The organism is Pseudomonas sp. NDM, from assembly GCF_003105095.1.
GTDB classification, from domain to species: Bacteria; Pseudomonadota; Gammaproteobacteria; order Pseudomonadales; family Pseudomonadaceae; genus Aquipseudomonas; species Aquipseudomonas moraviensis_A.
Genome location: NZ_QETJ01000108.1, coordinates 1 through 16,993, shown reverse-complemented (window position 1 = coordinate 16,993; position 16,993 = coordinate 1). Strand labels below are relative to the sequence as shown.

Below are 16,993 nucleotides of genomic sequence, written 5' to 3'. Positions count from 1 at the left end.
AAGGCTGCGATCTTTTGACTTTGCTTGTAAAAAACAAGATCAAAAGATCGCAGCCTTCGGCAGCTCCTACAGAAAAATCGGAGATTTCCCATGCAACGCATCGACCACGTTCTGCCCTGGAGCCATTTGGGCAGCGAGCGCTCTCTCAGCGTGTTCCGCTATGGCGCCGGCAGCCGTAAGGTGTACATCCAGGCCAGCCTGCATGCCGACGAGCTGCCGGGCATGCGCACTGCGTGGGAACTCAAGCTGCGCCTGAGCGAGCTGGAACAGCAGGGCCGCTTGCAGGGCGTCATCGAACTGGTGCCGGTGGCCAATCCGATCGGCCTTGATCAGCATCTGCAAGGCAATCACATGGGCCGCTTCGAGCTGGGCAGCGGCAAGAATTTCAACCGCGCGTTCGTCGAGCTCAGCGCCCCGGTGGCAGCGCTGGCAGGGGAGCGGCTCGGTGCGGATGCCGAGGCCAACGTCGCGTTGATCCGCGAGGCCATGGCTCAGGTCTTTGACGAGTTGCCGGCGGCCAAATCTCAACTGGAAGCCTTGCATCGCTTATTGCTGCGCCACGCCTGCGACGCCGACATCACCCTCGATCTGCATTGCGACTTCGACGCTGCCATTCACCTGTACGCGCTGCCGCAACACTGGCCGCAGTGGCAACCACTGGCGGCGCGGCTGAAGGCGGGTGTGGCGTTGCTGTGCGAGGATTCCGGCGGCAGCTCGTTCGATGAATCTTGCTCGACGCCTTGGTTGCGTCTGGCTAAAGCATTCCCGCATGCGGCGATCCCGGCGGCGAACCTGGCAACCACGCTGGAGCTGGGCAGCATGGGCGACACCCGTGTCGATCAGGCCCGGGCCAACTGCGAAGCGATTCTCGGCTTTCTCGCCGAGCAGGGCTTCATCAGCGGCGAATGGCCAGCAGCCCCGAACGAGTGCTGTGAAGGCCTGCCGTTCGAAGGCACCGAATACCTGTTCGCCCCGCACCACGGCGTAGTGAGTTTCTTGCGCAACGCCGGTGAATGGGTAGAGCAGGGCGATGCGCTGTTCGAGGTCGTTGATCCATTGCAGGATCGCGTGACCACCGTGCGCGCCGGCACCAGCGGGGTGCTGTTTGCGATTGATCGCGGGCGGTATACCGAACCGGGGATCTGGCAGGCGAAAGTAGCGGGGCGGGTGCCGTTTCGTACCGGCAAGTTGACCAACGACTGAGGATTTCCGTCGGCTTCAATGGCCTCATCGCGAGCAGGCTCACTCCTACAGGGGGAACGCATTCCAAATGTAGGAGTGAGCCTGCTCGCGATGGCGGCATCAACAACGCCCGAGGATTTGGATCCTCCGCCGACGATGTTAGGCTCCCACGCGAACCCGACACTCTGTGAAGGAACGCTCCATGCTGAAACTATTCGCGCTGCTAACGCTGCTCGCCTCCACCGCCGTCCACGCCCAAACCACCGTGCAATCCGACCTGCCGCTCAAATACCTCGAACAGGTCCACGCCGATGCCGAACCTCGTCCGCTGGTGATTTTCCTGCACGGTTATGGCAGTAACGAGGCCGATCTGATCGGTATGAAATTTCAGCTGCCGGCGCAGTACAACTACCTTTCCGTGCGCGCGCCGATGAGCCTGGGTGAAGGGCGTTACCAGTGGTTTCGCAAGAAGGGCGACGGTGCCTACAACGGCGAGACCGATGATCTGAAAGTCAGCGGCCAGCAGCTGCGCGACTTTATCGCTCAGGCGGCGAAGAAATATCACGCCGCGCCGGACAAGGTGTACCTGATCGGCTTCAGCCAGGGCGCGATGATGAGCTACGAAGTGGGCCTGCGCGCGCCAGCGGCCGTGGGCGGCTTTGCCGCGTTGAGCGGGCGCTTGCTGCCGGTGCTCAAGGCCGAACTCAAACCCGGACAGGCGCCGCTGCCGCTGAGCATCTTTATCGGCCACGGCACCGCCGATGATCCGGTGCCTTACCGCCATGGCACCGAGGCCAACGCGCTACTGCAGAAACTCGATTACCAGCCCGAGTTTCACGCTTATCCGGGCGTCGGCCACAGCATCAGTGCGGCCGAATTGCGCGATCTGAATGGCTGGTTGCAGCGGCTCAATCCTTGACGATGGCTTTGACCAAGGCATCGTGAGTCTTCTTGTCGCTGGCGCGGGAAATCACCTGCACCAGCGCCATCTTCGTCCCTGAGCCGGCCAGTAGCGTGGTGTTCAGCGTCTGGCCACCGCCCTGGGTGGCGGTGCTGTCAACCTGGCGCAGGCCGAGGCCGGTGCCTTTCTGGGTCAGGCTTTTTTCGCTGAGCTTGTTGAAGTCCGGCAGCGCCTTGCGCTGATCGTCGATGAAGCTCGACACGCTGCCGTCGAGGAATTCACTGTCGTTATTCTTGACGTTCTGCCCTGCGGGGATCTGGTTTTCCGCGGCGATGACCACGGTTTTGGTCGCCTGATTGGTGTACATCGTGCCCTTGGCCCCGCTCGGGCTGGCGGGCAGCGGGTCGGCGACAAAGCCTTTGGGCAGGACAAAGGCAAACTTGCCGTCGAGCATCGAGACCTTCTCGGTTTTGACTTTTTCCTTGGCGGCGTGCGCATTGATCGCGGTGAAACCGGCGACGGCCGCCAACATCAGGATGACGGCTTTTTTGCTCAACAATGACATCTGAATCTCCGGGAATTGGTCGCGCGAGGCGGGCGATCATCCCACGGAGCGTGCCGGGGATTCCAGCGCGATTCGTCCGGACGGTTATTGCGCTTGCGCCCTGGCCACTGGCCGCGCCAGCAGACGCCGGGTCACCCCCAGCATCGCGACCGAAACCGCCACGCCTACGGCAAAACCGCTGAGGCCCATGCTCGGCAACGTCAATGCCGACACCAGGCAGAATGCCGAAAACGAATACATGCCGGTCGCCGTTGCGCGCAGTAACGCGGCGGTAAACGCTGGGCCGCGGGTCTGTTGCGAGAACACCGCCATGACGCTGCCGAGCACCGGGAATACCGCGAGCAGGCCGCTCCAGCGTTCGCCAACGGTGCTGGCGAGCATCGTCACTACCAGCGTCAGCGCCGCGCCGGCAATCATCCGCCAGATCAGTTTGTCCGACTTCGGCGTCGGCCCGTTCAATACGGGTTGCACTTCAGGAAACAGGTAAGGCGATGCCAGCAGTGCTACCGCCGCAGCAATTACCGAGAACGCCAAGGACCCCGGAATCACCGATAACACCGCCGCCAGCACGCCCCAAACCGCCAGTGAAATCGTAAGTGCCCACGGCCAATTGGCGCGTTGCGCGACCTGCGCATAGGTGATGCAGAAGGCAATCATCGCGAACATTGCCGACAGCGCCGCCACCGCGGATTGCGCAGCGAACTGCGGGCCTTGTTCGATGGCGAGGAAAAACAGAATCGGCCCGACCACCACCGGCAACCCCGACAGCCACCCCGCCACGCTCGGGCCCCAGCGCTTGCCCGCCAGAGAAATCAGCAGGAGGAAACCGGGAATCAGCAGCAGTTTGAGAATCAGCACGCGGGTGTCTCCGACGGGTCAGGGTGAGTCACGTTAGCACTGCGCTGAGAAGATTGCTGCCTATGTGTGCAAAGTTTGTATACAAAATTTCAGGCGTGAATCCGGCTATGCTTTGAGCATCACGACGCGCGGAGACAAAACGGCGATGAACAGGACACCGAAGCTCGTCCGTGGCTGCTGTGGCATTGGCTTGTGGGCGCTACTGCTGACACCGACATGGGCCAGTTGGCAAGACGCCGTGCCCGGTGCGCAGATCATCGGCAGCGGCGATTTCAGTGTGTTCGGTTTCGATGTCTACAGTGCACGCCTGTGGAGTGCCGCGCGACCGCTGGCGGCCGGCCAGCCCTTTGCCCTGGAGCTGATCTACCGCCGGGCGATCTCGCGCGATGATCTGGTCAGCACCAGCGTCGACGAAATCAAACGCCTTGGCGGCCCCCGCGTCAGTCCGGCGCAACTGGCCGACTGGCAGGTGCAGATGCAGCAATCGTTCGTCGATGTGCAGGCCGGCACGCGTATTACCGGCGTGTATCTGCCGGGGCAGGGTGCGCGATTTTTTATCGGTCAGAAGCTTCAGCATGAAATCGAAGATCCGCAATTTGCCAAGGCGTTTTTTGATATCTGGCTGGATCCGCGTACGCGCAGTCCTGAGTTGCGCGAGCAGTTGTTGGGCGTGAGTCAATAAGATCAGAAGATCGCATTCCACATACGGGCGCCGCCAGCTGCGATCTTTTGCTCTTCAACGCTTTGTTCGAAACGACTAAGCTGCCGGGCTCCCGTGTTTGTTTCTGGATGTGTGCGTGAAATTCAGCTTGCCCAAAATCGCCACTGCGCCGTTTTGCCCGCCGGAAGTGGCCGGCAGTGTCGCGGTCGATCCGACTGCTTCATTCTTCAAGCGCGTGCTGCGTTTTGCCGGCCCCGGTTTGCTGGTGTCGATCGGCTACATGGATCCGGGCAACTGGGCCACCGCGATCGAGGCCGGTTCGCGTTTTGGTTACAGTCTTTTGTTCGTGGTGCTGTTGGCGAGTCTGGCTGGCATGGTGGTGCAGTGCCTGTGCTCGCGGCTGGGCATCGCCACCGGCCGCGATCTGGCGCAACTGTCCCGCGAGCGCTACAGCACGCCGACCGCACGCCTGCAATGGGGGCTGGCGGAAATCTCGATCATCGCCACCGACCTCGCCGAAGTGCTTGGCTGCGCACTCGCGTTTCACTTGCTGCTCGGCTGTTCGCTGACTTTCGGCATCGCCCTGACCGCATTCGACACACTGCTGGTGCTGGCCCTGCAGAACCGTGGTTTCCGCCGGCTCGAAGCGATCATGCTGGTGCTGGTCGCGACCATCGGCGTGTGTTTTTTCGTTGAGCTGTTGCTGATCAAACCTTACTGGCCGGACGTGGCGCAGGGCTTCACACCTTCGCTGTCGGCCATCGGCGATGCCGCACCGCTGTATCTGGCCATTGGCATCCTCGGCGCCACCGTCATGCCGCATAACCTTTACCTGCACACCTCGATCGTGCAGACGCGAATGATCGGCAAGGATCTGGCGAGCAAGCAGGATGCGGTGAAACTGGCGCGCATCGACACCATCGGTTCGCTGGCCCTGGCGCTGCTGGTCAATGCGGCAATCCTGATTCTCGCAGCGGCGGCGTTTCACCAGTCCGGGCACACCGATGTGGTCGACATTCAGGACGCCTATCACTTGCTCGATCCGCTGGTCGGCGGTGCGCTGGCAAGTGTGTTGTTCGGCGTGGCGCTGCTCGCGTCCGGACAGAGTTCGACCTTCACCGGGACCATCGCCGGGCAGGTGATCATGGAGGGTTATTTGAACCTGCGCATCCCGTGCTGGCAGCGGCGCCTGATCACCCGTGGCCTGGCACTGATTCCGGCATTCATCGGCGTGTGGCTGATGGGCGATAACGCGATCGGCAAGTTGCTGGTGTTGAGCCAGGTGGTGCTCAGCCTGCAACTGCCGTTTGCCTTGTACCCATTGATCCGCATGACCAATGACCGGCAATTGATGGGGCCGTTCGTCAATCGCTGGCCGACCCGTGTGCTGGCGTGGGGGCTGTTTGTGTTGATCAGTGGGGCGAACAGTTGGTTGATCTTGCAGTGGGCGGTTTGATTGTTGAGTTGCGGTGGATGTTTTGGCCTCTTCGCGAGCAGGCTCGCTCCCACAATGTTGAGTTCATCACTGGGCCAATGTGGGAGCGAGCCTGCTCGCGAAGACTGATCATCAGCCGCCGCTAATGTTGAACAGTGGAACCCGGCCATTGAGCGATGGCCTGTAATCCCAGCTCAGGCTATTCAGACCAAGGCCGCTGGCAAGGATTTGATTCAAAGTCGCCCCGGCAATACTCATCGCCAACGCTTGCCCCGGACACTGATGCCGACCACTGCCAAAACTGAAACTTCGACGGTTGGCGCGCTGCGGCACGAACTCCTCCGGGCGTTCATTCAGCGCCGGATCGCGATTGGCTGCGGCCAACAGCAGGAGAACTGCATCACCCGCTTCAAGCCGCACGCCATCGATTTCGCATGGGGCAGCAACAAAGCGTCGGGTGTTCTGTACGGGCGGGTCGAAGCGCTGAACTTCCGCCAATAGATTCTCTATCGGTGTTGCATGTAATTCAGGCTGGCGCTGCAACGTTACCAACGCATTGCCGATCAGGCCGGCGCAGGCTTCGAATGTCTGCGAGCACAGGCCGATGAGGTTGGCGATCAATGTATCTTGATCGCCTTCGAAACGTTGTGTGATCCCCTGCAGTAGCGCGCTGTTCATGTCGGGATCGGCCAGCAATTCGATGAAATAACCGCGTAACTGCGTTGCTGCAGCATGCGCGGCGGCGAGTTGCAGGTCATTGCTCAACGGTGACAGGCACGCGACGAAATCGGCGGTCAGTTCGCTGATCGTCCGGCTCTGCGCCGGCGTGAAGCCGAGCGACGTTGCGACCACGGCGACCGGGCCGCGGAACATTGCGTTGTACAAACCGTCGGCATCCGCTGTGAACAGTCGGGCAGCAACCAGCTCACCTGCCTCGCTCTGATCGATCAGCCCCAGCGCCGGTTCGATGGCCGAGCGTGGGCAGCGCTGGCGCTCGCCGTCATTCATGCGCATCAGTCGGCCGAACACCTCGCCGGCCGGACCTTGTGCAATGGCTTGAGGCACCGGTTCCTGCACCGGGCGCACCCGGCAATCGGCGTGCGCCAGCACCGCACACACCGCCCGCGCGCTGCTGGCAACCCACAGTTGCAAATCCTCGTGAAAGGCCAGTCCGCCGCCAGCTCGCAGCTCTGAATAGTAAGGATAGGGATCGGCGTGAGTCGCAGCGCGGAGCGGGTCCATGGTTGGCAGCCTTGTCAGCAGAGAAAGTGTTGCTACTATCTGCAGTCCTTGCAGGCGATGATTCGTCCGGGAGCGAACTATGCACGCAGAACATCAGGACATCGGCGTTTCCCAAGTGGCCGCCGCCATCGCCGAGCCGGCGCGAACGAAAATCCTCTGTTCGCTGATGGACGGCCACGCCCGCACCAGCACCGAATTGGCGACAATCGCCGAAGTCAGCGCCTCGACCGCCAGTGCGCACCTGGCGAAACTCAAGGATCTGGCACTGGTGCGCCTGCATGTGCAGGGCCGTCATCGCTATTACAGCCTTGCCGATCAGCGGGTGGCGCGAGCGCTGGAAGCGTTGATGGTGATTGGCCAGAATGCCGCGCCGACGTTCAAGGCGCACACCCCGGATCGCCTGCAATTCGCCCGCACGTGCTATGACCACATGGCCGGAACGCTGGCGGTTTTGTTGCATGACCGCTTGATTGCAGGCGGTTGGCTGGTGCAAACCGACGAGCAGGCGTATCGCCTGAGCGACAGTGGCGAGGCGTTGTTTCTCGGGCTGGGTATCCATGTGCAGGACCTGACGACTCTGCGCCGCAAGTTTGCCTGCCCGTGCCTCGACTGGAGCATGCGCCGGCCGCATCTCGGTGGCTCGCTGGGCGCGGCCTTGTTGCAAACGGCGCTGAAGCGCAAATGGGTGACGCAGGATCTGGACAGTCGGGCGTTGACGCTGACGACGCTGGGGCGCAGACAGATCAGTGCGCGTTTCGGCTTTGAGTTGCCGTTGGACGGGCAGATCAAAAGATCGCAGCCTTTGCGTTCTGAGGGGTTTCATACTTCCTGACTGTCGCCACCATCCCACAGGATTCACTGGCAGCCGACGAGGGGTCATCCATCGGCTTGTTTCACGGCGGTCGAGCCTATACTGTATATGCACACAGTAAAGAGTCCGTGCCATGCAAATCATCGACAAGCTCAGCATCCTCGCCGACGCCGCCAAGTACGACGCCTCCTGCGCCAGCAGCGGTGCGCCCAAGCGCAGCTCCGAGGGCAAGAGCGGGCTCGGTTCGACGGACGGCATGGGCATTTGCCACAGCTATACGCCGGACGGGCGCTGTGTGTCGTTGTTGAAGATTTTGCTGACCAACTTCTGCCTTTACGATTGCCAGTATTGCGTCAATCGCCGTTCCAGCGATGTGCCGCGCGCGCGCTTCACCCCTGAAGAAGTCGTCACGCTGACCATGGATTTCTACCGGCGCAACTGCGTCAGCGGCCTGTTTCTCAGCTCCGGGATCATCCGCTCGGCCGACTACACCATGGAACAACTTGTGCGGGTGGCGAAGTTGCTCCGTGAAGAGCACGAGTTTCGCGGCTATATCCATCTCAAGACCATTCCGGAAGCCGATCCTGCCTTGATCGAGGAAGCGGGGCGGTACGCTGATCGCCTCAGCGTCAACATTGAATTGCCCACCGATGCCAGCCTGCAAACTCTGGCGCCGGAGAAAGACATCACTTCGATCAAACAAGCGATGAACACCATCTACACTGGCGTGCAGACCGTATTGAACGAGCCGCGCTCGGCCAGGTTCGCACCGGCCGGGCAAAGTACCCAACTGATCGTCGGTGCCGATGACACCGATGACAGCACCATCCTCCACAGCGCCCAATCGCTGTATGGCAACTTCAGCCTGCGCCGGGTCTATTATTCGGCGTTCAGCCCGATCCCCGACAGCCCGAAAAGCGTACCGCTCGCCGCGCCGCCGCTGATGCGCGAGCATCGCTTGTATCAGGCCGATTTCCTCCTGCGCAGCTACGGCTATCGCGCGGACGAACTGCTCAAAGGCCCGGGAAATCTGGCGCTCGACATCGATCCCAAGCTGGCCTGGGCCTTGGAGAATCGTGAGGTGTTCCCGCTGGACCTGAACCATGCCGATGCGTCGCTGATCGCGCGTATTCCCGGCATCGGCTTGCGCACCACCGAACGCCTGGTCGAGCTGCGTCGTCAGCGACGGATCCGTTACGAAGACGTGGCGCGAATGCGTTGTGTGCTGGCCAAGGCCAAGCCGTTCATCATCACCAGTGACTATCACCCGCAGCAGGCGGAAGTCACCAGCCACATGCTCTATCAGCAATTGCGCGACCGGCCGATGCCGCAGCAGATGGGGTTGTGGGGATGATCAGTCTGGATTGTGACGATCTGTTCGACACCTGGCGCCAGCAGGCGCGCTGGTTGCTCAGTCATGAAGTCGATCCGAGTCTGGTGAGCTGGGCGGCGGAAGGGGTGGGCGATCTGTTTGCCAGTGATGAACAGGTGCCCGAAGGCCAGGGGCCGTTTCAGGCGCGTATTCCGCGCGCGCTGCTCGACACCCTCGAACAGGCGGCGCGCTATCGCGGCGAGCAACGCTGGAGCCTGTTGTATGAAGTGCTATGGCGCGTCAGCCATGGCGACCGCACGGCGATGATGGCCGGCGACAAGCTTGGCAGTGAGTTGCAGCGACGCATCAAGCAGGTCAGCCGCGAGGCCCATCATCTGCATGCCTTTGTGCGTTTCATCGAACGCCCAAAGGATCTGCCTGGGCCGCAATATGTGGCGTGGCACGAACCGGCGCATGACATTTTGCACAGCGCCAGCGAGCACTTCATCGGGCGAATGGGCCAGCATCGCTGGTTGATCGCCACGCCGCGCGACGGTGTGTATTACGACGGTGAGCAATTGATTCACGAGCGGCCGTGCCCGATCGAATGGCAGCAACTGGCGCAGAACGTCGACGACCCCCATGGCGATTTGTGGTTGACCTACTACAGCCACATCTTCAATCCGGCACGGTTGAATCCGAAGGTCATGCAAGGGCATCTGCCAGTGCGGTTCTGGAAGAATCTGCCGGAGGGTGAATTGATCCCGGGACTAATCACCCAGGCACGGATGGGCAAGCAGCAGAATGGGCAGGCGAGCGGGATTTCGAGTCGCTCGGGCAAACGCATTGCCGCCAAAAATCAAAAGCAAGCCCTCACCCCAGCCCTCTCCCAGAGGGAGAGGGGGCCGACCGAGGTGTTCTCCCGTCCTACACCGACTTGAAAGTTCGCGTCGAACTCGGGTTTTGAAAAGCACAAAAGATCTCCAGCCTTACACAAACAAAACCAACAACCACAATCAAAAAAGCCCCCCACCAATCACTCGGTGGAGGGCTTTTGAGCATCCGCAGTCGTCAGATCAAACCTTGACGATCCAGCCCGCAGGCGCTTCGATGTCGCCGGTCTGCACGCCAGTCAGCTCTTTGTAGAGCTTCTGGGTCACCGGGCCCACCTCGGTTTCGCTGTGGAACACATGCAGGTGATCGTTGTAGCTGATGCCGCCAATCGGCGTGATCACGGCAGCGGTACCGCAGGCACCGGCTTCCTTGAAGTCCGACAGCTTGTCGATCAGCACGTCGCCTTCAACCACTTCCAGGCCCAGGCGCGATTTCGCCAGTTCGATCAGCGACAGGCGGGTGATGCCTGGCAGCACCGACGGCGAGTTCGGGGTGATGAACTTGTTGTCGTGGGTGATCCCGAAGAAGTTGGCCGAACCGACTTCCTCAATCTTGGTGTGGGTCATCGGATCGAGGTAGATCGCGTCAGCGAAGTTGGCTTTCTTGGCTTTCGAGCCTGGCATCAGGCTGGCGGCATAGTTGCCACCGACCTTGGCAGCGCCGGTGCCTTGTGGGGCCGCGCGGTCGTAGCTGGAGATCTGGAAGTTGTGCGGAGTCAGGCCGCCCTTGAAGTAGGCGCCGACCGGAATGCAGAAGATCGAGAAGATGAACTCGGGCGCGGTGCGCACGCCGATGTTGTCACCCACGCCGATCACGAACGGACGCAGGTACAGCGCGCCGCCGGTGCCGTACGGCGGGATGAAACGCTCGTTGGCGCGAACCACGGCTTTGCAGGCTTCGATGAACTGCTCGGTGTCGACCGTCGGCATCAGCAGGCGCGCGCAGCTGCGTTGCATGCGCAGGGCGTTCTGGTCCGGACGGAACAGGTTGATCGAACCGTCCTTGCAGCGATAGGCCTTCATGCCTTCGAAGCACTGCTGACCATAGTGAAGGGCGGTGGAGCCTTCGCTGATGTGCAGCACGTTATCTTCGGTCAGGGTGCCTTTGTCCCACTCGCCATCGCGAAAGTACGACAGATAGCGCTTGTCGGTCTTGATGTAGTCAAAACCCAGCTTGTCCCAATTGATGCTTTCGTTACCCATGACACCCTCTATCACTGAACAACCGCCGAAACGGTTCAAGGCTTCTGACGTTTTTTTGGATGGGCACAACAATACTTCATTCTTGAGCGGTTTCGCAGCCCGGACTATCGGATGAGCGACAGATAGACCGCGTCAGCCTCAGGAATTCGCGAGCAGGCTCGCTCCTACAGGGGAATGCATTCCAGAATGTAGGAGTGAGCCTGCTCGCGATGGGGCCATCAATTCCACCAACGCTTACAGGTGCAGCGCATGCCCAAGGGCACGCAACGCCGCTTCCTGCACTGCCTCACCCAGGGTCGGATGGGCATGAATGGTGCCGCCGATGTCTTCCAGACGCGCGCCCATTTCCAGGCTTTGCGCAAATGCCGTCGACAATTCCGACACGCCAACGCCCACCGCTTGCCAGCCGACAATCACATGGTTGTCGCGACGCGCGACCACACGCACGAAGCCGCTTTTCGATTCCAGGGTCATCGCCCGACCATTGGCAGCGAACGGAAAGCTGGAAACAATGCAGTCCAGCCCGGCTACGGCGGCTTCGTCGGGGGTCTTGCCGACTACCACCAGTTCCGGGTCGGTAAAGCACACGGCGGCGATCGCGGTCGGATTGAATTCACGGCTTTTGCCGCTGATCAGCTCGGCAACCATCTCGCCCTGGGCCATGGCGCGGTGAGCGAGCATCGGTTCGCCGCTCACGTCGCCAATGGCGTAGACGTTGCGCATGCTGGTCTGGCAGCGGCTGTCGATCCTGATGGCCGAACCGTTCATGTCCAGATTCAGCGCTTCGAGATTGAAGCCCTGGGTGTTGGGCCTGCGACCGACCGCGACCAGCACCTGATCGGTTTCCAGATTCAGGGTTTCGCCTTGCGGATCGCGCACCTGCAACGTGCCGTCGAAACCCAGCACGCTGTGTTTCAGATACAGCTTCACGCCCAGTTGCTTCAATGCGTCATGCACCGGTTGCGTCAGTTCAGCATCGTAAGCGGGCAAGATACGGTCCTGCGCCTCGACCACACTGACCTCGGCGCCGAGCTTGCGATAAGCGATGCCCAACTCCAGACCGATGTAACCGCCGCCGACCACGATCAGGCGCTTCGGTACAGACGTCGGCGCCAGCGCTTCGGTGGAGGAGATGATCGGCCCGCCAATCGGCAGGATCGGCAGGTTGACGCTGGTCGAACCGGTGGCCAGCACCAGATGCTGACACTGGATGCGCGTATCGCCGACTTCCACGGTTTTGCCGTCGATGATTTTCGCCCAGCCGTTGATGACCTGGACCTTGTTCTTCTTCAGCAACGCAGCGACGCCGGTGGTCAGGCGATCAACGATACCGTCCTTCCACTCGACGCTTTTGCTGATGTCGAGGGTCGGCGCGGAAACATTGATGCCCAACGCCGAATGCTGGCTGTGATGCTGCGTCTGGTGAAACTGCTCAGCCACATGAATCAGCGCCTTCGACGGAATGCAGCCGACGTTCAGGCAGGTACCGCCCAACGACTGGCCTTCGACCAGAATGGTCGGAATGCCCAGTTGCCCGGCGCGGATCGCCGTAACGTAACCGCCGGGGCCGCCGCCGATGATCAGCAGCGTAGTGTTCAGAGATTGCATGCGCGCCTTACTCCACAAACAAAGTGGCAGGTTGTTCGAGCAAGCCACGAATGGCCTGGATGAAGAGTGCCGCGTCCATGCCATCGACCACGCGGTGATCGAACGAGCTGGAGAGGTTCATCATCTTGCGGATCACCACTTGGCCTTTGACCACCATGGGCCGCTCGACGATTTTGTTCACACCGACGATGGCCACTTCCGGCAGGTTCAGCACCGGCGTGCTGACAATACCGCCCAATGCGCCGAGGCTGGTCAGGGTGATAGTCGAACCGGACAGCTCATCGCGGCTGGCCTTGCCATTGCGCGCGGCGTTGGCCAAACGTGAAATCTCCGTGGCACTGTCCCACAGGCTGCGGGCTTCGGCGTGACGCACGACCGGCACCATCAAGCCAACATCGCTTTGTGTGGCGACACCAACATGCACCGCGCCGAGGCGAGTGATGACCTGGGCTTCGTCGTCATAACGGGCGTTCATCTGCGGGAAGTCGCGCAGGGCCACAACCAGAGCGCGGACGAGGAACGGCAGCAAGGTCAACTTGCCACGGCTGGTGCCGTGCTTCTCATTCAGATGAGCGCGCAGTTCTTCGATTGCGGTGACGTCGATTTCCTCGACGTAGCTGAAGTGCGCGGCACGTTGCGTGGCGTCCTGCATGCGCTGAGCAATCTTGCGGCGCATGCCTATGACTTGAATCTGTTCTTCGTCATTACGTTGAGCGTACGCGGCGGCAACGGGTGCCGAAGCGTTCGACTGACCTTGCGCCAGATAGGCCTCAAGGTCTTCGTGCAGCACACGACCGGCCGGGCCGGAGCCGCGCACCAGACGCAATTGAATACCCAGATCCAGCGCATGTTTGCGCACGGCGGGCGATGCGAGGGGGCGTTCGTCTGCTTCGCGAGCAACCATCGGGCCTTGGCAAACAGGCGCAGGGCGCGGCGCGGCTGCAGCAGGTTTGCTCTCAACAACAACGGCTTCAACTTTCGGCGTGACAGGCTCTTTATCGACAACAGGTGCGGCGGACTCTTTAAGATTGCCAGCCCCCTCAACCTCGATGCTGATCAGCACACTGCCGACTGCCATCACTTCACCCGGCTGACCGCCGAGGGCAATGACTTTGCCATGTACTGGCGACGGGATATCGACCATCGCCTTGTCGGTCATCACGTCCGCCAGCACCTGATCTTCTACGACCAGGTCGCCAACCTTGACGTGCCACTGCGACAGTTCTACTTCTGCGATGCCTTCGCCGATGTCCGGCATCTTGATAACGTGCGTGCCCATTCAGACCTCCATGACCCGTTTCAACGCCGCGCCCACTCGGGACGGCCCTGGGAAATACGCCCACTCCTGCGCGTGCGGGTAGGGGGTGTCCCAACCGGTGACGCGCTCGATCGGCGCTTCCAGGTGATGGAAGCAATGCTCTTGCACCAGCGACACCAGCTCGGCGCCGAAACCGCAGGTGCGCGTGGCTTCGTGAACCACCACGCAGCGACCGGTTTTCTTCACCGACTTGACGATGGTTTCCAGATCCAGCGGCCACAGGCTGCGCAGGTCGATGACTTCGGCATCGACGCCGGATTCTTCGGCAGCCACTTGCGAGACATACACGGTGGTGCCATAGGTCAGCACCGTCACATCCTTGCCCGGGCGGGTGATCGCGGCAACGTCCAGCGGCACGGTGTAGTAGCCGTCCGGCACCTGGGCTTGCGGGTGTTTCGACCACGGGGTTACCGGGCGGTCGTGGTGGCCGTCGAACGGGCCGTTGTACAGGCGTTTCGGCTCAAGGAAGATCACCGGGTCATCGTTTTCGATGGAGGCAATCAGCAGGCCTTTGGCGTCATACGGGTTGGACGGCATCACCGTACGCAAACCGCAGACCTGAGTGAACATCGCCTCGATGCTCTGGCTGTGGGTCTGGCCGCCATAGATGCCGCCGCCGCAGGGCATGCGCAGGGTCATCGGTGCGGTGAACTCGCCGGCCGAGCGATAACGCAGACGCGCCGCTTCGGAAATGATCTGGTCGGAGGCAGGGTAGACGTAGTCGGCGAACTGGATTTCGGCGACCGGACGCAGTCCGTAGGCGCCCATGCCGACAGCCACGCCGACGATGCCGCTTTCCGAAATCGGCGCGTCGAACACCCGCGAGGTGCCGTACTTGGTCTGCAGGCCTTCGGTGCAGCGGAACACGCCGCCGAAGTAACCGACGTCCTGCCCGAAGACGACGACGTTGTCATCGCGCTCAAGCATCACATCCATGGCCGAGCGCAGGGCCTGGATCATGGTCATGGTGGTCGTGGTCATGGCGGTTTCCAACTGAATATTGTTGTTGTGATCGTTCATGTCAGATCCCCAACTGCTGACGCTGGCGCTTCAAGTGCTCCGGCATCTCTTTGTAGACGTCTTCGAACATGGTCGCGGCGCTCGGGATCTGGCCGCCGGCGAGGGTGCCGTACTGTTCGGCCTGTTTCTGCGCGGCAATCACTTCGGCTTCGAGTTCGGCGCTGACGGCGGCGTGTTCTTCCTCCGACCAGTGGCCGGCCTTGATCAGGTGCTGTTTCAGACGCGCGATCGGATCGCCGAGCGGAAAGTGGCTCCAGTCATCGGCAGGGCGGTATTTGGAGGGATCGTCGGAGGTCGAGTGCGGGCCGGCGCGGTAGGTGACCCATTCGATCATGGTCGGGCCGAGGTTGCGCCGGGCGCGTTCGGCAGCCCAGGCGGAAGCGGCGTAGACCGCGTAGAAATCATTGCCATCGACCCGCAGCGAGGCGATGCCGCAACCGACGCCGCGCCCGGCGAAGGTGGTGGCTTCACCGCCAGCGATAGCCTGGAAGGTCGAGATCGCCCACTGGTTGTTCACGACGTTGAGGATCACCGGCGCGCGATAGACGTGAGCGAAGGTGAGGGCGGTGTGGAAGTCCGATTCGGCGGTGGCGCCGTCACCGATCCACGCCGAGGCGATTTTGGTATCGCCCTTGATCGCCGAGGCCATGCCCCAGCCGACGCCCTGAATGAACTGGGTGGCGAGGTTGCCGGAAATGGTGAAGAACCCCGCGTCCTTGACCGAGTACATGATCGGCAACTGGCGGCCCTTGAGCGGATCGCGCTCGTTGGACAGCAACTGGCAGATCAGGTCGACCAGCGGCACCTCGCGGGCCATGAGGATGCTTTGTTGGCGGTAGGTCGGGAAGCACATGTCGTCGATGTTCAGCGCCAGAGCCTGAGCGCTGCCGATGGCTTCCTCGCCAAGGCTCTGCATGTAGAACGACATCTTTTTCTGCCGCTGGGCGACGACCATGCGGTTGTCGTAGATGCGCGTCTTGAGCATCGCGCGCATGCCTTTGCGCAGGATCTCGACCGGAACGTTTTCAGCCCATGGGCCGAGGGCGTTGCCCTGGTCGTCGAGCACGCGAATCAGGCCACGGGCCAGGTCGGCGGTGTCAGCAGGTTCTACATCGACAGGAGGTTTGCGCACCGTACCGGCATCGGTCAGATGCAGGTAGGAAAAGTCGGTTTTACAGCCGGGACGGCCCGAGGGTTCAGGGACGTGCAGGCGCAGCGGTTCATACGCTTGGGTCATGGCTTCTACGCTCGATCTTGTGAATTTCTTGTAGTGAGCTGGCAGTCATTCCTGGGTAGAGGAAATCTTGTCCTACAACAATCATAGGCGCGGGCAAGAAGAATATTTCTCTGTGTTTCGTTGCGCTGGCGACCATTTGCAGATAGAAATTCTGCATAAACATAAAAAACAGGTGGTTTTGTCTCATGCGCAAACTGGACCGTACCGACATCGGCATTCTCAATAGCCTTCAGGAGAACGCGCGCATCACCAATGCCGACCTCGCCCGTTCGGTGAATCTGTCACCGACGCCATGCTTCAACCGGGTCAAGGCGATGGAGGAACTGGGCCTGATTCGTGAACAGGTCACGCTGCTGGATGCCGACCTGCTGGGGCTGCACGTGAACGTATTCATTCACGTCAGCCTGGAGAAACAGGTGGAGGAGGCGCTGCAGCATTTCGAGGAAGCGATCTCTGATCGGCCGGAGGTGATGGAGTGTTATTTGATGGCGGGCGACCCGGACTACCTGATCCGCGTGCTGGTGCCAAGCATCCAGTCGCTGGAGCGCTTCATGATGGATTTTCTGACCAAGGTTCCCGGCGTGGCGAATATTCGTTCGAGCTTTGCGCTGAAGCAGGTGCGTTATAAGACCGCGTTGCCGTTGCCGGCTAATGGATTGACGTTGGGAAACTGAAGATCAAAAGATCGCAGCCTTCGGCAGCTCCTACATTTGCACCGGATTCCAAATGTAGGAGCTGCCGAAGGCT

Annotated in this window: 16 protein-coding genes; 8 read left to right on the top strand and 8 right to left on the bottom strand. The window is 61.1% G+C overall.

What is annotated here, in order from left to right:
* The first annotated feature begins 90 nt into the window (after positions 1-90).
* Positions 91-1,203: a succinylglutamate desuccinylase/aspartoacylase family protein gene (locus tag DCO47_RS19260; RefSeq protein ID WP_042609285.1), complete on the top strand. Its 1,113-nt coding sequence runs from the start codon at positions 91-93 to the stop codon at positions 1,201-1,203.
* A 181-nt stretch (positions 1,204-1,384) separates the two neighbouring features.
* Positions 1,385-2,101, top strand: coding sequence for an alpha/beta hydrolase (locus DCO47_RS19255; protein ID WP_116658695.1), 717 nt, complete (start codon positions 1,385-1,387; stop codon positions 2,099-2,101).
* Here DCO47_RS19255 and DCO47_RS19250 read toward each other — a convergent pair.
* Both DCO47_RS19250 and DCO47_RS19245 read right to left on the bottom strand, forming a co-directional pair.
* A complete protein-coding gene (locus DCO47_RS19250; protein WP_083352483.1) occupies positions 2,091-2,648 on the bottom strand; it encodes a hypothetical protein in 558 nt (185 codons plus the stop codon). The two genes, DCO47_RS19255 and DCO47_RS19250, sit on opposite strands and share 11 nt — an antisense overlap.
* An 84-nt stretch (positions 2,649-2,732) precedes the next feature.
* Positions 2,733-3,506: a hypothetical protein gene (locus tag DCO47_RS19245; protein WP_116658694.1), complete on the bottom strand. Its 774-nt coding sequence runs from the start codon at positions 3,504-3,506 to the stop codon at positions 2,733-2,735.
* Between the two features lie 145 nt (positions 3,507-3,651).
* On the opposite strand from DCO47_RS19245, the gene DCO47_RS19240 reads away from it, so the two are divergent.
* Both DCO47_RS19240 and DCO47_RS19235 read left to right on the top strand, forming a co-directional pair.
* Positions 3,652-4,188 (top strand): chalcone isomerase family protein, encoded by a 537-nt coding sequence (locus tag DCO47_RS19240; RefSeq protein ID WP_064363577.1) that lies wholly within the window; start codon positions 3,652-3,654, stop codon positions 4,186-4,188.
* Between the two features lie 115 nt (positions 4,189-4,303).
* Positions 4,304-5,623, top strand: a complete 1,320-nt coding sequence (locus DCO47_RS19235; protein ID WP_042609290.1) for an Nramp family divalent metal transporter — start codon at positions 4,304-4,306, stop codon at positions 5,621-5,623.
* 111 nt (positions 5,624-5,734) lie between these two features.
* Here DCO47_RS19235 and DCO47_RS19230 read toward each other — a convergent pair whose 3' ends face one another.
* Positions 5,735-6,844 (bottom strand): cytochrome P450, encoded by a 1,110-nt coding sequence (locus DCO47_RS19230; RefSeq protein WP_116658693.1) that lies wholly within the window; start codon positions 6,842-6,844, stop codon positions 5,735-5,737.
* 79 nt (positions 6,845-6,923) lie between these two features.
* Between DCO47_RS19230 and DCO47_RS19225 the strand changes: the two genes are divergently transcribed.
* The 3 genes from DCO47_RS19225 (at position 6,924) to DCO47_RS19215 (ending at position 9,908) form a co-directional block, all read left to right on the top strand.
* The gene (locus tag DCO47_RS19225; RefSeq protein ID WP_116658692.1) at positions 6,924-7,676 is read left to right on the top strand and encodes a helix-turn-helix transcriptional regulator; all 753 of its coding nucleotides are present in this window, start codon (positions 6,924-6,926) and stop codon (positions 7,674-7,676) included.
* A gap of 112 nt (positions 7,677-7,788) precedes the next feature.
* Positions 7,789-9,009, top strand: a complete 1,221-nt coding sequence (locus DCO47_RS19220; protein ID WP_042609293.1) for a putative DNA modification/repair radical SAM protein — start codon at positions 7,789-7,791, stop codon at positions 9,007-9,009.
* On the top strand, positions 9,006-9,908 hold the full coding sequence (locus DCO47_RS19215) for a TIGR03915 family putative DNA repair protein (RefSeq protein ID WP_256590206.1): 903 nt from the start codon (positions 9,006-9,008) through the stop codon (positions 9,906-9,908). Before DCO47_RS19220 ends, DCO47_RS19215 begins: the two co-directional genes overlap by 4 nt.
* A gap of 135 nt (positions 9,909-10,043) precedes the next feature.
* On the opposite strand, the gene DCO47_RS19210 is transcribed toward DCO47_RS19215, so the two are convergent.
* From DCO47_RS19210 to DCO47_RS19190, 5 genes are all read right to left on the bottom strand, one after another.
* A complete protein-coding gene (locus DCO47_RS19210) occupies positions 10,044-11,063 on the bottom strand; it encodes a branched-chain amino acid aminotransferase (RefSeq protein WP_008086978.1) in 1,020 nt (339 codons plus the stop codon).
* A 234-nt stretch (positions 11,064-11,297) separates the two neighbouring features.
* Positions 11,298-12,671: a dihydrolipoyl dehydrogenase gene (gene lpdA / locus DCO47_RS19205; RefSeq protein WP_116658691.1), complete on the bottom strand. Its 1,374-nt coding sequence runs from the start codon at positions 12,669-12,671 to the stop codon at positions 11,298-11,300.
* Between the two features lie 7 nt (positions 12,672-12,678).
* Complete coding sequence (locus DCO47_RS19200) at positions 12,679-13,950, bottom strand: dihydrolipoamide acetyltransferase family protein (RefSeq protein ID WP_064363571.1); 1,272 nt, start codon at positions 13,948-13,950, stop codon at positions 12,679-12,681.
* Entirely contained in the window at positions 13,951-15,009 is a 1,059-nt protein-coding gene (locus tag DCO47_RS19195) for an alpha-ketoacid dehydrogenase subunit beta (protein WP_003224000.1), read from the bottom strand. It abuts the gene before it with no gap.
* A gap of 1 nt (position 15,010) precedes the next feature.
* Positions 15,011-16,246 carry a 3-methyl-2-oxobutanoate dehydrogenase (2-methylpropanoyl-transferring) subunit alpha gene (locus DCO47_RS19190; RefSeq protein WP_042609297.1) on the bottom strand — a complete coding sequence of 412 codons (1,236 nt, stop codon included), beginning with the start codon at positions 16,244-16,246 and terminating at the stop codon, positions 15,011-15,013.
* 185 nt (positions 16,247-16,431) lie between these two features.
* On the opposite strand from DCO47_RS19190, the gene bkdR reads away from it, so the two are divergent.
* Entirely contained in the window at positions 16,432-16,920 is a 489-nt protein-coding gene (gene bkdR, locus DCO47_RS19180) for a Bkd operon transcriptional regulator BkdR (protein WP_016775196.1), read from the top strand.
* The last annotated feature ends 73 nt before the right edge of the window (positions 16,921-16,993 follow it).